The 14,629-nt window shown below is 62.5% G+C and carries 13 protein-coding genes; 7 read left to right on the top strand and 6 right to left on the bottom strand.

The genetic code is table 11. The features are described from left to right. Nucleotides 1-55: 55 nt before the first annotated feature. From METLW3_RS0120535 to METLW3_RS26010, 3 genes are all read right to left on the bottom strand, one after another. Nucleotides 56-1,045: a FecR family protein gene (locus METLW3_RS0120535; protein WP_245267459.1), complete on the bottom strand. Its 990-nt coding sequence runs from the start codon at nt 1,043-1,045 to the stop codon at nt 56-58. Nucleotides 1,046-1,110: 65 nt separating this feature from the next. Next, nucleotides 1,111-1,611, bottom strand: coding sequence for a sigma-70 family RNA polymerase sigma factor (locus METLW3_RS0120530; RefSeq protein WP_024881679.1), 501 nt, complete (start codon nt 1,609-1,611; stop codon nt 1,111-1,113). A 107-nt stretch (nt 1,612-1,718) separates the two neighbouring features. Next, nucleotides 1,719-2,168, bottom strand: a complete 450-nt coding sequence (locus tag METLW3_RS26010) for a hypothetical protein (protein ID WP_134188209.1) — start codon at nt 2,166-2,168, stop codon at nt 1,719-1,721. An 891-nt stretch (nt 2,169-3,059) separates the two neighbouring features. Here METLW3_RS26010 and METLW3_RS0120520 point away from each other — a divergent pair. From METLW3_RS0120520 to METLW3_RS0120490, 7 genes are all read left to right on the top strand, one after another. Beyond that, nucleotides 3,060-3,551 (top strand): hypothetical protein, encoded by a 492-nt coding sequence (locus METLW3_RS0120520; protein WP_134188231.1) that lies wholly within the window; start codon nt 3,060-3,062, stop codon nt 3,549-3,551. 41 nt (nt 3,552-3,592) lie between these two features. Further along, nucleotides 3,593-4,912 (top strand): hypothetical protein, encoded by a 1,320-nt coding sequence (locus METLW3_RS27065; protein WP_157096332.1) that lies wholly within the window; start codon nt 3,593-3,595, stop codon nt 4,910-4,912. Between the two features lie 158 nt (nt 4,913-5,070). Further along, nucleotides 5,071-5,460, top strand: a complete 390-nt coding sequence (locus tag METLW3_RS26000) for a hypothetical protein (RefSeq protein WP_157516620.1) — start codon at nt 5,071-5,073, stop codon at nt 5,458-5,460. A 271-nt stretch (nt 5,461-5,731) separates the two neighbouring features. Beyond that, nucleotides 5,732-6,340, top strand: a complete 609-nt coding sequence (locus METLW3_RS0120505; RefSeq protein WP_157516619.1) for a hypothetical protein — start codon at nt 5,732-5,734, stop codon at nt 6,338-6,340. 51 nt (nt 6,341-6,391) lie between these two features. Further along, nucleotides 6,392-7,186: a hypothetical protein gene (locus METLW3_RS0120500; protein ID WP_024881674.1), complete on the top strand. Its 795-nt coding sequence runs from the start codon at nt 6,392-6,394 to the stop codon at nt 7,184-7,186. Between the two features lie 76 nt (nt 7,187-7,262). Then, nucleotides 7,263-7,853 (top strand): hypothetical protein, encoded by a 591-nt coding sequence (locus tag METLW3_RS0120495; RefSeq protein ID WP_024881673.1) that lies wholly within the window; start codon nt 7,263-7,265, stop codon nt 7,851-7,853. A 24-nt stretch (nt 7,854-7,877) separates the two neighbouring features. Next, nucleotides 7,878-8,171, top strand: a complete 294-nt coding sequence (locus METLW3_RS0120490) for a hypothetical protein (RefSeq protein ID WP_024881672.1) — start codon at nt 7,878-7,880, stop codon at nt 8,169-8,171. A 670-nt stretch (nt 8,172-8,841) separates the two neighbouring features. On the opposite strand, the gene METLW3_RS29145 is transcribed toward METLW3_RS0120490, so the two are convergent. From METLW3_RS29145 to METLW3_RS0120470, 3 genes are all read right to left on the bottom strand, one after another. Next, nucleotides 8,842-9,018 (bottom strand): hypothetical protein, encoded by a 177-nt coding sequence (locus METLW3_RS29145; RefSeq protein ID WP_245267458.1) that lies wholly within the window; start codon nt 9,016-9,018, stop codon nt 8,842-8,844. Between the two features lie 71 nt (nt 9,019-9,089). Next, on the bottom strand, nt 9,090-10,811 hold the full coding sequence (locus METLW3_RS0120475) for a ShlB/FhaC/HecB family hemolysin secretion/activation protein (RefSeq protein WP_024881670.1): 1,722 nt from the start codon (nt 10,809-10,811) through the stop codon (nt 9,090-9,092). Nucleotides 10,812-10,839: 28 nt separating this feature from the next. Next, nucleotides 10,840-14,118: a GLUG motif-containing protein gene (locus tag METLW3_RS0120470; RefSeq protein ID WP_024881669.1), complete on the bottom strand. Its 3,279-nt coding sequence runs from the start codon at nt 14,116-14,118 to the stop codon at nt 10,840-10,842. Nucleotides 14,119-14,629: the final 511 nt, after the last annotated feature.

Here is a 14,629-nt window from a genome sequence, read left to right as displayed (position 1 = left end):
CAAGGACGAACCGACCCCTCCCGCGGGGAGGTCGACGAGCAAAAAAAATCCTCTCTTATCCCGTGAGCACGACGAGATAGCCGAGATCGAGAGCGCGAAGGCCGAGAGCCTTCTCGATCGCGGAGATGGCGGCGATCGGATCTGCCGCGTCGAACACGCCGCTCACGCGCCTTTCTCGGATCGATGGATCGAGAATGAGAATATATCCGCTCAGATAATGTCCGAGCACAGAGACGACCTCGGCGAGCGGCTTGTCGTCGAATATCAGCTTTCCGCGACGCCATGCGGCGACATGGTCGACTTGCACCCGGTATGGATCGACCGCGGCGACGCCCGGCCCAAAAGCGCTCTGCTCGCCTTCATCGACGATGATCGCCGGGCCACCCGTCATGACGCGCACCCGATGCTGCGCGACAGTGATCTCCGTTCGCTCCCCCGTCGTCGAGATGTCGAAGCTCGTGCCGAGAGCCGTCACCGAGCCGCGGGCGACCAGAACGGAAAAGGGCCTGCCGGCGTCCGGCGCGACGTCGAACCAAGCCTCGCCCTTCAGGAGGGTCACATTGCGCTTGCCTTCGTCGAAATCGAGCGAGATGGCCGAGCGAGGGCCGAGCTCGATCCGCGATCCGTCGACGAGCCGAATGGTCCGCGTCTCCGCGACGCCGGTGCGGGTCTGCGCCCTCAACATGATCCAGGCGTCGTCGAAAAAGACATAGGACAACAGCGTTATGGCGAGCCCCGCGAGGACGGCGGCGACGCGAACGCGCCGCGTTCGGCGCGGCGGAAGCACTTCGAAGGCGTCTATGAGCGGCCGCAGGTCTTCGAGATCGCCCCAGATACGGCAAACCTTCTCGAATGCCTCGCGGTTGGCCGGATCATGCGTCAGCCAAATGACGAACGCCTCGCGCTCCTGCGGAGTCGGAGCGCGACTGTCCAGGCGCGTCCACCATTCGATGGCCGCTCTCCGACGGTTCGCCCGATCACGGGGAGCGTCATCCTCCTCCATCTCCGCGCCAATCTGCCTCTTATAGGGCGTTATCGCCGCCATTGATCCACTACTTTAGCAGGACGGATGCCGACAGTGATATAAGGTGGGCGTCTCGATGTGAAAATTTAGTCGAGCGCCGCATGGCACCTCTCCAGCGCCAGCCGCAGATGCTTGAGGACCATGTTTCGGGAAATGCCCAGCCGTTGAGCTATTTCGTCCGGCGAAAGATCATGGAAGCGACGTAAGATGAAGACTTCCCGACACTTAGGGGGCAGGCCTTTCATCGCGGCGTACAGCAAGCGGGCGCTTTCCTTCGCCTCGCAAACTTGTGACGGATCGAGTCCGGTCTCGGCGATCTCGGCCGGGATGTCGCCTGGCGCGACGTGCTTGGCCATGGTCTTGGAATGACGGGAGAAGTCGCGCGCGAGATTGATCGCCGTCGTTCGTAGATAGGCGTCCTCGTCGGCGATCGGTCCGACTTCCCGACGCCGCAGCATCCGCACAAAGGTCTCTTGTAGAAGATCGAAAGCGTCCTCGTAACCGACGCGACGCGTGAGACAGTCGAGAAGATCGCGCTTGTTGCGCTCGAAGAGCTCGCCGATCGAACGGCCATTGGTTCTGAACATGATGTGGCTTCCGCTGGAGCCTCGAACTCGCGATGGCGGCGAAGCGAGAGGCCGCCCGAGCGGGCCCCGCCCCGAACGATTTTCCCGCTCCAGAGCGGGAGAAGCGTTCAGGACAGACGCGGCGGAGCGCGGGAAGAGTGAGAACTCGTCCAGGTCGTAAGGTGACGGTCGATGTCGTCGACGCACGTATCGGCGACGTCGGTCGAGGTCAGAGGGGCGAGAAAATCGGAGACAACGCCGAGGAAGAAAAGCAGAGTAGGCTGATCGTCACGACCACCCGATGCGCAGAGAAGGCAGCATTGATCGGCGGTATGGTGGTCCTGGATCGGCGCTTTTGGATCCGACGCGGAGGCGAGTCTGCAAATCTCATAATTTCCAGACTCGAAAGCGGCGGAGGTGTGAGAACGGAGCGCTTCCACATTGCGCGCATAGGCAAAACTGCTCTGCAATGCGACGAAACAGATCAAAGCGCCGATAATGGCGCTCGCCGATAGTTTTCGCTGTGCGCCCCAGTTCATCATGCGTGATTTGTAAGCCCGCCCCTTGTCATTGGTCAAGTTTAGGAAGGACCGAGAAAGTTCCAGCGCGATCGTCGAGCCGAGCGGACTCGCGAGGAATGCGGCAGGGACAGGAAAATGCCGCCGGGGGCATGGCGACGGTCGTCGCCGACGCAATGACTGACGCTCGCAGCGACATGCCGCGGTCGACGGCATCGGACAAAGCGGCCGCCGCCTTACCTGACGATGAAGAGAGACCGAGCCAAGAGGCCCACGATCGACACGCGGGCGATTCCATTCGGCCAGATCGCGATCGCCGCCTTGTTTCCCTCGGTCTTTCTGAACATCTTCGGACACCCGCGCCGAGCGCCCGTCTTCTCCTCCGCCTGACCGCCTCGACTTCGACCATAGGCGCATTGGTAACTTCCGACGTGAGCTTGTCAACGTCACGAAAGGAAACGTCTGGGCCGGCGGACCAGCAAAAGCTCTTTGTCTGTTGCAGAATCCCAACGTGGCGAGAGGTGCGGACTTTTCCAGCGGTCTTTCCCCCCGACCCAAACCAAGAGCGTCCGTACGTTACGCCCAGTGACGCCGGATCCGGGAATGTCAGCTTCCGGCGTAACCAGACGTTGGCCCTGCGGGCGCGACGGGGCCGCAATGGGTCATAGATCCCACTTCGCGGCCCGACAGGGGAGGTCGCGCCGTCGCTCGGCAAGGACGCGTCGACAGAGCATTGGCGAGGGCGGCGCGTGCTCGACCGCCGTTCTTTTGGAATGCCCCTGTCTCGAATCCCGTTGAAATCCCCGTTGGAATTGACCCGGCCCTTGTCGAGGGCGGCAAAATCAGCGAGCTTGAGCTCCAGAACGACTGGCGTCCTGGCGGATGTCGGCGAGCATTTCCCCCGGCGGCCGACACGAGCCCGTTCCGCCCAAATCGGAAGATAAGGAAACGATGAACATGAAACTCCCGCTGCTGGTCGTCGCCGCTACGCTCGTCTGCGCCAGCCCTGCGCCGGCGCAGGTCAAAGGATTTGGCCCGGGTTTCGACAACTGGAATTTCACCGCGACGAAAGAGGGGAAGGGCGTCACCAATTGCCGCGCTACGCGCAGGGTCGGCGGGCGCGACGACATCATCGCGCTGAAGACAGATCGCAAGGACTATGTGAGCGTTCGCGCTGAAGACCGCAAAGGCCGCTGGGCCGAATCCTTCATCGTCCCCTTCCGCGAGCCGTCCAATGGTCAGCAATACCCAGGCACGGTGGAAGCCGACGGCAAGCGCATGTGGATGTTGGTCGACCGCAATTTCATCGAGACCATCATGCAGCGCGGCGGCTATGACCTTTACCTCGGCGGCAGCGAGGACACCGACAAGGCGCCGCTCGGCAGTCAGGCGGCCAAGGCCTTCATTCGCCTGAAGGAATGCATCGTCGCCAACGGAGGTTGACCGCCGTCGGGATCGTGATCCAGCCAACGCAGGAATTGATAATGAACGTGTTGAATTCGGGCGCTCTCAGGAGTGCTGAACGCATGTATCGCTGCGCCTTGGTCGGGCTGGCGCTCGCGGCGAGCCCGATCATGCTGCACTCGGCGGCGGCGCGGCCGGTGCAATGCAAGCTGACGGTCGACGGCAAGAGCTTTACGAACGGCGATTGCGACTTCGAAGCGCTGGGCAAGGACGGCTCTTTCATTCTCAGAGCTAAGAGCGGCATTTTCGTTTACGTCACGGTCAACGCGCCCGGCGTCGCGGACGCCAGTTGGAATGAGCAGCCTTCATCGACGCATGCGCAAGCGCCGCTCGGTGAAGTTCGCCAGCAAGGCGCTTGCTGGTCCAATAAGCGCACGATTCTCTGTGCGTGGCAGCCTGGCCAAGCGCCGACGCGCCCGACCGCCGAGGTCGTCCCCCCAGTGGCGACGCAGGCGACGGCGCCTCGCATCGCGACTCCCTCTCTCGAGGCGGCGGAGCAAAAGGCCGGCCTGCTGACGCTGTCGGGGATGCGCAGCGGGACGGCGTGCATGATCGCGGAAAGTCCCAAGAAGGGCGCGCATCTGGTGATCGGCAAGGGAGACGAGTGCAGCGGGCCGAATGCCCATTTCGTCCTCGGCTCCGACAATATCGTTCAACTCGCACAAGCTCCCGATTTCTGCGTCGCCTCCAAAGATCGTGCCGGAGAGCCCGCTTTTGTCGGTGAGTGCGCCACCGCCAGCCTTCTCGTTTACAACGCAGACGAGCGATCCGTCGGCGCCGTGGCCGGCGAAGCGCTTTGCCTCGGCCTGAAAGGGCGTCCCGAGGAAAGCCAGATCGCGTCAGGACAGCCCTTCGTCAGCAAGACCTGCGCGAAAGCGCTCGACCAGACGCTGAGCTGGCAAGGCGTGAAAGGCGCAGCGCAGCCCGTGGCCAACGCGACGGCGCCGGCAAGTGCGCAGACGCAAACCGCGGCCAGCGGTCTTTCGGCCTCGAGCTTCAAACCGGTCTCCAACGATGACCTGTCGAAGCTGGATTTTGGCGGGTGCAGCTTTACCTTGTCGCGCGGCCACGACATGCTCGTTCTCGTCGACATCGAACATCCCAAGAAGAGGGCGGTCTTCAAGATCGACGGCAAGCTGACCACCATCGAGGCGTCCGCCGCGAGCCCCGGCGCCTATTGGACAGGGAATTCGGGTGGCGCGGTTTTGCGTCTGATCAAGGGCAAACGCGATCCGAAATACAAGAACGACGGCGGCGGCCAGGGCGGCGACGGAAGCCTCGAATGGAGCGGCCCCGGAGGCGCGGGCGCGTTGCCGCTGCGGTGGGAGGAAGGTTGCTGAGCAGCAGCCAACAGCGAGAGCGGAGCTTGCAGGCGTCATCTGCTGCGACAGTGTGGCGGCGTCCGCTCTCGATAGGTGAAGTCGCTTTGTCAAAGGCGGCAAATTTGGGAAGATTCGAGCGGGGATCGCCCGCCAGATCGAGTTCAAAGAGGGTGAAGATGAAAAAATATGTCGCGTTATCGTTCGCTCTCGGGGTTTTCGCCAGCATAGAGGGCGCATTGGCGATGCCTAACGATCCGGATCAGTCGCCGGCCGCTCTCGGCACGGTCTGGAACGAGACTGAAGCCGGATGGCAGGGAACCTGGACCCGTGTCGGGAAAACCGAAAAATACAAAGCAGTCTGGACGAAGGGGGATCGCGAGGTCCGCGCGGATTTGACGATGAGCATCACCGGTGATGCTGTGTCGATCGTTCGCCGCGACACATTCGGCTCCGGCGTCGGCAAGGGCTGCCAATACAGCGGAACGATCAAGGGCTCCAACGTCACCGGGCAGTACAGCTGCGACTGGGCGAAAGGCCCCAAGCCTTGGTCCGCCAATATCCGATAGGACGGGTGGGGCTTGCAGGTTGCAAACGTGCTCTGCTCACGATCATGACGATCACAATCGGCCTGATCGATGACATAGGGGCCGCTCCTTCTCGTCCGCCTGCCGGCGCTTGCGTCTTGGGCGGAAACTTTGATACATGTCGAACGGTATAGTTCAAGCATCGGGAAAGCTTGATGGAAATGGTTCGCTCGAGGGATGTGGCGGAACGTTTCATTCTGGCGTCGGCATTCGGCGCAACCAGGGCTCCCCAGTGAATTTGGAGCAAGCAGTCTTGAGAAACGGCCGCCATTTGCCCGTCATCCTCGCTGCGCTGGCGACGAGCCTTTGCGCTCCCGAAGCCAATTCCGCCCCGCGCGCCGGAGCGCCGGCGGCCGAGGTCGTCGCGACCGCCGCGGATATAGAGGAAATCGCGCCGGGTCTGTTCCGAAGCTGGGAAAAGCTGTCCCATGACTGGGCCTTGCTTCACTTCACGAAAGACAAGGCCGGCAAGACCGTCGTCGGTTGCGACGCCGTGAAATTGACCGGCTCGGAGATCGGCTTGCGAGTCTCTGTCGACAAGGCCAGCCGAGCGCTCACCTATGGCTTCATGGGCGTTGGAACCGGGCTGATCACGAAGCCCGTCAAAGTGACCTATTGGTTCGACGACGACAGGGCGGGCGCGCAGACGGTCGATGCCAGGATCGTCAAATCGCCGGATGACATGGAATGGCTGAGCGCGTCGCAGAGCGGCGGCGAGACCGGCCTAAAAGACAAGCTGCGGACGCTCACGAAGATCACTTTCGCTTATCCGGACGAAGGCAAAAAGCGTAACCAAGCCTTTCCTCTGGCCGGCGCGAACACGGCGCTCGAAAAGCTCTACGCCTGCATCGGCTCGAACTGAGTTTCGACCGCGATCCGAACGCGATCAGCGTACAAACAGGAGCAAAAAGACGTGACCATTCGCCAGTCATTCGCCGTAGGAATCGTCCTCGCAGCTCTCGGTTCTCCCCTATCGGCCTCGGCGGACGAGACGGCCTTCGAGCAACTGGGCCGCTGGTCCGTCGCCGCTGTCTCGAACGGCGGCAAGTTCGCCTATTGCTCCGCGGATGTCGACAATGGGAAAGTGCAGCTTCGGCTCGCCACCAATGGCGACACTTGGCGCGTCGGCGTTCCCTATTACGAAAGCAAGAAGAAAATCGCCGGCTATTACGGCTTCGGCGACGCCGCCGAGCAGGCCGACTTCAAGGTGTCGGAAGAGGGCTGGGCGTTTCTGGCCATCGACAGCGACCAGTTGAACGCGTTTCTGAGCAATCCGTCCTTCTCGATCAATCTCGATCGCGGCTTGCAAAGCTGGAAGCTGTCCGGCGCCGGCGCCGCGATCGAGAAGGCGAGCGCATGCGCGCGTAGCAAAGGCCAGAAGCAGGCGGCGGCCGCTGTATCGCCGACGCCCGGGACCGGCCGGGACTGCCCGCCGCCCGGCAAATACCGGTCGCAGAACAGCGCCCGCCCCGTGACGGTGACTTTTTTCAACGGCTCGAAGCGTCCGGTCGAGATATACTGGATCGGGTTCGATGGGCAGTGGAAGAAATACCACACGCTCGGACCCGACAAAAACGTGAACCAGAAGACCTTCGCGACGCATCCTTGGGTCGCGACCGACGCGCGCGGCAATTGCTTCCGCGAGGTGTTCATGCCGGACCCGGACGGCGGGCCGGAGAACAACAATTTCCAAGTCTGGTTCGATTGACCGTGCTGGCGCGCGGACGCGAATCGATGAGGCGGGACTGAAAATGTCGGTCGGGCCACAAAGCTGAGGATGGAAGATGATCACGTGGCGCAGCGCGATGATCGGCGTGAATTTTATGGCGGTGACGCCAGCGTCGGCGGAACGGCTTCCGGCGTTCGGCAACGGCGAGATGTCTTGCGGCGAATATGGCAAATGGGCAGTCTCGATCATCAAGCGCGCGCAAGGCAAGGGTTGCGATGTGCGTCGCAACAATGAATGGCTCGACGCACCACGCCATGCGCGCTGGTGTCTGGGCCAATCCCCTCAATCGATGCAAAAGGGGCGCTCATCCATATTACCGGCGTCGCGCATCGCTGCGCGCGCCAGGGCGTCGACGTCAGGTAGAGCAGCAAAAATCGTGCTCACGAAGTCGCCCACCGCCGAGCGCCGCCCTGATCACGGGCGCCGAGCGGAGCGCGAGCACGACGCCATGGGCCAACAGGAGAACCGTGTCTTGAAGATAGTCGCGAAAATTCTTTCCGCCGGCCTCGCCGTGGCCTTCGTCGCCGCTGCGTCGCAAAATGCGGCGGCCATGCCGAACGACCCGGATCAACCCGCCGTGAAAGGCCAATTCTACCAGCAAAAGGGCCAGCCGGCGGTGATGTACCAATACACCGACTCTCTCTGATGCCATGTGTATAGCCCGGACCAGATGAATGCCTATGGCGGCTTCGCGCAGGTCAGGAAAGTCCCTGTGCTCGCGATGGTCGGTCGGCAGACGGGCGATTGCGGCTGGCCCAATGGATTCTACCGTCGCAGCAACGAACCTGCCGTCTACCGGCTCAGCGGACAGGGCGTCGCCCCGAACATCGGCGCGGACATTTGCCATGTCGTCAACGAGCAGCAGATGGCGGCTTTTGGCGGTTTCCGCAAGGTCGTCGTCGTGGAGCTGATTTCGGACCTCGGCCGGGGGCGTCGCGCCGTGACGGAATGCAAGAACCCCTGATCGCAGGCGCGTCCGGCGCGTCTGCGCGGTCTCCGCTCAGCCGAATTTTCGATGGGTCGGGTCGTGCAAAAGACGTGGCGCTGCTGCTTCGGTCCAAAGTGGCGCAGCTTCCGCGAATGCCCGCTTGGGGTAACAGTTCCCCCGTCGCCGTCGGGAAGGGGGAACTCGCGCCAATAGCGGCCATTTGTCTGGGCGACCCGGAGGTCCGCTTTTCCTGGATTTCGCGGGCCTTCGCGGAACGGATCGGCTGGCTATAGACACCCGAAGCCTGCGCGGTCCGGCTAAAGGTCTCTTGGCGAGTTTGTGTCCCCGACGGCTGGCGGCGGCCGACTTTTTCGAAACCGGTCCAAATGTGCCGTCAGGATTTCCGGATCCAAAAGCCTCATCGCCGGATTTGAGCCACCACGAGCCTCGCGGTTTCTCGTAAGTTATTCCTCCGCGGCGAGCTGCCGGGCGTCGGAGAGAACCTTGACGGCAAGTCCGGCAACTCCAATCGCGGCGAGGATCAGAATCGCCGTATCCCGCCGAGTCGGGGCGTCATTCGTGGCCGCGTCGATACCCCCAGCCTGCGCGACGAATGGCCACGTGGCCATGAGAATGCGAAACTCGGTCGGGGCCGAGACCGATGTCGCTCATTGGCCGCGCGTGAAGCGCGATCGTCCGTACGTAATTATAGGCCGAGAACAGCAGATAGCAGGCGAGAATGAATGACGCCGACCTTGGTCAGGCGCAGAGGCGTGACCGAGTCGGGCAGCGCCGCGACGATCACATCGGCGAGCTTTTGTTCACTCGCGGCGAGGAATCGCCGATCGAACTGTTCGCCACGCTCGCTTATGAGATACGCCACGCTGCACTCCATTTGTTCGCTTTACGCGCCGATCTTTCCTTCGTTCGACTTATCGCCTGACGCCACCTTGCTCAGAAGGTGAAGCCGACCTGCAACAGCCCCTTTGTGTGCCGGTCGTAGGCCGTCGCGCCGCTGTTCGTCCCATAGGTGTGCGCGGCTTGCGCCTTCAGCACCAGAAGACTGCCGCCGCCAATGTCATAGGTCGCATAATAGCCGACGCCGACATCATTGACGCCCGTATAGCTGCGCTGCGTTGTCGTATAGGAGCCATTCTCCAGCCAGACTCCGCCTATGTCGGTGAAGACGCCCAGCGCATGGCGGTAATTCTCGATCTGCGGCAGCGCATATTTCAGTTCCGGCGTCACGATATAGCCGCTGTCGCCGGCCAAGCCTTCGTCGAATGAGCGCACGCCCCAGAAGCCGCCGAGACTGAACTGCTCGCTGCTGTCGAGATTGCCATAGAGCGCCTTCTGCGCGCGCAGATAAGTCGACAGCGAGAATTTCTCATCGAGTGCGATCGTCGCATTCACCGAGAGATTGATGCGATAGAAATTGCCGACCGTGTCGGCGCCGGCGCGGTTCTGAATCTTCTGCGTCACATCGAGATAATTCACATAGCCCGAGGTGAAGGAGAGCGTCGAGCTCGTCGCCAGCGGCAGGCCGAACAGATCTTGCGCCGTGTCGCGCGTCACGCCGAGCGTGCCGAGGGCAATGTTGCGATTGGCGGTCGATGTGTCGGCGATCTTGTCGTTCAGCCACTTGTGGGTGAAATTCGCCCAAATGGAAATGCTCTCTTCGCGCTGACGCTGCAAGGCGTAGCTCAGAGTTCCGGTGAGCGCATAGGCGCTGCCGGTGGCGTCGAGATCCTTATAGGTTCCGCCGAGCGCATAAGTGGTGCGATAGGCGCCGATCTCGGCGCGCAGACCATCCGGCCCGAGCGGAAGCGAATAAGCGACGCGGCCATTGGCGAGCGCAGCGCGCTCGGAGACGATCGCCGAGCCCGACAGACGATCGCCGAAGCCGAGCGGCGAATTAATGTTGAAGCCGCCGTTCAGGCGATCGCGGCCCGTGTAGGGCGAGCCGAAATTATCGCCGAGCAGATAGCCTTCGACGCGTTTTCCTTCCGGCACGGCGAATTGAAAGTCCGACGTCTCCTGCGCCTTGCCGGGCGAGACGACGATGCGCGGCACGCCGGCGCCGGGGAGATCGGAGACGAGCAGCAGCGCGCGCTCGAGGGCGTCCTTGTGGATGAGCGCTTCATCCTCGAGCGCCGTGTCGACGACGCCTTGCAGAAAGTCGGTGTCGACGGCCGAAGAGTTCTTGACGAGCACGCTGCCATATTTGCCGATGACGAGCTTGATCTTCAACGATCCGCTGCGCGCATCCTGCGCCGGCACATAGGCCTTGGCGACGAGATAGCCTTTGGCGCGATAGAGCAGCGTGACTTTATCTGCGGCGCCATAGATATCGCCGAGCGTGAGCTTGCGGCCTTCATAGGGCGCGAGAATCTCGCGCAGCTCGGATTCTTCGACGAGCAGCGGCCCCTCGACAATGAAATGCTTGACGAAGAGCGTCTCTTTGCTGGCGAGAGTGAAGCGCGGTTCGGCGATCTGCGGCAGCACGGGCGCGCTCGGACGCGGCGCCACAGGCCGCGACTCTTCCGCCTGACGGACAGCGTCGCCGATATTATAGGGCAGAATGGGCGTAGGCGCGCTCTGCGCGAAGGCCTGCGGCGCGGCGAGGAGGAGGACCGGCGCGGTGACGCGGGAGAGAAGAAGAACACGAAGTTTCATTTGGATCGACTTTTCTGATGGAAGCGGTTCACTGGGCTTTCGGCGCGGGCGCGAGATCCCTGCTATTGGGACCGAGGTCGAAATGCTGTCCGTCGACCTCGATGCTGCGGATGCGCGCGCGATAGCCGGCGCCGGGCGAAGGGGCATGGGTCCCGCGCGCGCCGCCCGCGGTCGCCGCGGATGCATGGCGCGCCGGCGCGTGCGCGGCTGGAAGCTGCGTCTGCGTCGACTCTTGGCCCGTGAGATTATCACCGACATTCGCCGAGGCGTTGGCCGAGGCGACGGCGGCTTTGCCGGCGGCTGTCGAGGCCGCCGCATTCTGTCGCTTCGTCGCGGCGACTTCCGCGGCGTTGGCGATCACATTGCCGGCAGCCGCGGCCGTCCGCTGCGTCGCGGCGCGCTGCGCGGCGGCGCGCTGCGCGGCGGTGCGCGCCGCCGCCTTCTCGTCACGATAGGTGCTGTTGGTGACCGCGCCCGTGCTGGTGTTGCTGCCGATCAGCGATCCGCCACCTTCGTTCACGGTTCCAATTGCGCTAGAGTTGCTCACCGTGCCAATGCTCAGCTGAGTGGAGCCGTTGAAGCCGATCAGGCCGCCGACAGCGCTCACTCCGAAGACGTCGCCCGACGCAAAAGCATTGCTGACGCCGCCGACATTCATGCCGACAAGCCCCCCGACCTGGTTTATTCCTGTCACATTGCCGCTCGCGGACACGTGGTCGAGCGTGCCGCCGTTCGTTCCCGCGAAGCCGCCGGCCTGTTGTCCTGCGGTGGTCTCCGCGGCGGGGCCGCCGACATCCTTCGCCGTGACATCTCCGCTGGCGGTGGAGTTGCTGATGACTCCGCCGGCGGCGGCGCCGGCGAAGCCGCCGACGGCATATTGCCCCGTCACATTTCCGGTCGCGCTGGAGCCGGTGATCGTCCCGAAGTTGGTGCCGACCAGCCCTCCCACCTGGGTGTAGCCGAAGACATTTCCGGAAGCGCTCGAATTGGTGATCGAGCCTGATCCCAATGCGGCCAGTGTCGAATTGGGGACGAGGTTGCCGCCGACCAGACCGCCGACGTTCTGACTGCTGTTGACGGCGTTTCCCGTCACATCGCCGCTCGCGTAGGAGCTGTCGATCTTTCCGCCGTAATTATAGCCGACGAGCCCGCCGATATAGTTGCCGGGTCCCGAGACATCACCCGTCGCATAGGAGTTGACGACCGTGCCGATATAGCTGCCGTTCACCCCGTTCTGGCCGACCAGCCCGCCGAGGGCGCTGCCGTCCACGACTCCGCCGTTGTTCGCGAGGACGGCGTCGGTCGCTCCGAAGGCCACATCTCCCGTCGCATAGGAGCTTTTGATCATACCCCCGTAATTGAGCCCGACGAGGCCGCCGAAAGCGGTGCGCACCGTGCCGGCGGGAGCGGTGCGGGCGGTCACCTCGCCCATCGCATAGGAATTGCTGATGACGCCATTGGTCGCGCTATTGGCGTAGTTCGATCCGACCAGGCCGCCGACGTTGTACCAGCCGGAGACGTCCACATCGGCCCAGGAATCGGTGACATATCCATATTGGTTGCGCGCGACGAGGCCGCCGACCGGCGAGGTGCCGATGACCGTGCCGGTCGCATAGGCGTTGCTCACAGTGCCCCAGCTGAGCCCGACCAGCGTCGCGGCATAGCCGGAGCTCATATAGACATTCGCATTGACGAGGCCGATATCGCGCACCGTCGCCGATGTCGCAGAGGAGGAGCCGAGCGTGCCGATGAGCGCCGCGAAGCCAGTCGCCGTGGTGTCGTTGATGGTCAGATTGCTGATCGTATGGCCGAGGCCGGCGAGCGTGCCGGTGAGCGTGCCGATCACGGCTTTGGAATAGGTCGTGCCGGAGGCGTCGATATCCTGCGCCAACGCATAATATCCGGTCGCTGTTACGCTCGAATAGGCCGCCAGATCGGCCATGCTGTGAAACAGCGTGTAGGCCTTGCCGTTGATCGTGAGACTCGCGCTCGTCCCGCTCAATGTCACCTTCGCGCCATTGTCGATGTCGACATAATAATTGGTCCCCGAGGTCGCGCTGCCGGCCGAGGCGTAATTGCCGTAATTCATCACGAGGCCGGCGCTCGTCCCGGTCGCGGTGATCGGCGCATTGACGTAGATGTTGTTGGTCGCATTCAACGTGAGGATCGTGTTGCCGGACCAGCTCACCGCGCTATTGACGTAGATATTGCCGTCCGTCCCGCTGCCGCTCGTCGACCAGAGCGTGATATTATTGCTCGCGAGCAGGCTGCCGAGCAGCGTTCCGGTGATGTCGCCGCCGGTCCCGATGGTGAAGCCGTCGGGATCGATGATCCACGAGCCGGTCTCGCCGGTGGAGGAGGCCGTCGTCACCGCGGCGCTGTCGGCGATCGTCACCTTATTGCCGGAGGTCTCGATGGTCCCGCCCTTGCCGCCATTGGGAGCGGAAGCGTCCAGCGTGCCGGAGACCTTGGTCGTGCCGCCCTGCGCCAGCAGCTTGATCTTGCCGATCTTCACGCTTCCCGTGGATGAGGAGCCGCCGGTCAGATCGGCGAGCGTGCGCGCCTGGATGATTCCGCTATTGTTCACCTGCGCCGAGAGAACCGCATCGGCCGCCTTGGCGGTCATCACCACATTGCCGCCGTCGGCCTTGATCAGTCCCTTATTCTCGACGAGGGCGTCATAGGTTCCCTTGTCGATCGTCACATCGAGCAATGAATCGCCGCTGAAATTGAGCGTGATCGCATCGCCCGAGGCGAGCGCGATCGTCCCCAATTTGGCGTTGATCGTCCCTTCGTTGGAAACCGTCTTGCCCAGCAGGGCGACATAGCCGCCGTCCGCGGCGCTGATCGTCCCCTTATTGACGACGGAGGCGGCGGAGGAGCCGGAGAAAGTGTAGTTTCCGGCCATGAAATTGGAATTGGAGATGTCGAGCGTGGAGGCGACGAGCCCGCCCACATTCACCTGGGCGTCCTTGGTGAACATAATGCCGTTGGAATTGATGATGAACACCTTGCCATTGGCGTTGAGCGCGCCGGCGATAATGCTCTGCTCATTGCCGACGACGCGGTTGAGCGTGACGGCGAGCGCCGAGGGCTGATAGAAATTGACCGTCTCGCCCACGCCGATGGAGAAGGTCTGCCAATTGATGATGGCGCGATTGGTGGATTGGGTGACATTGGTGACGCTGGTCGTGGAGGAGATGGTCGCCGCGCCGTCGACCACGACGCCGCCCGTCGGATTGGCGAGCGCCCGAGGCGGCGCCATCAGAGCGGCAATCGCCGTCATCGTCGCGAAAGAAACTTGCATGCCTCGCGCGCGATCGGAAAACGGCGGCCGGCCGGCCAATCGCGATGGGGATGTCGCGGCACATGACTTGCTCTTTTTGGGGATCATCGGGGCGTCTCGGGATTTCGACAATATGTATCTGTGTTATATTATGAATGGCGAAGCCTCAGTCAATTAAAAAAAATCAGCTGCGCGTGAGATTCGCGTGACAACCATGGAGCATGGACGCAAATAATCGAGGGCATATTGCAAGCGCGAAAGCGTTTGCATCTATTTCAGGCGGCGCTGGGCCAATGCTTGACTATCACGCAGGCCTTTGCCTGTTTCGAAGTCGGCTCTTGACGCATTTTAATTCAACCCGGGCCGCGGATTTTTGTGCGTAAATATAGTATGGATAAATAGTCCGGTGGCGCGCGTCGATTATGGAGGTCTTCGCGTTCACATAGCCCGAGCCATATTTCGGCGTGGCGGCGTTTCGCTGAGACTCGACGCTAAAAAGCGCCGCCGTAGCTCGACTACGACGGCGCCTCTC

Source organism: Methylosinus sp. LW3, from assembly GCF_000527115.1.
Lineage (GTDB): Bacteria > Pseudomonadota > Alphaproteobacteria > Rhizobiales > Beijerinckiaceae > Methylosinus.
Note: the sequence above shows the minus strand (reverse complement) of the source record. Positions and strands in the feature narration are given on the sequence as shown.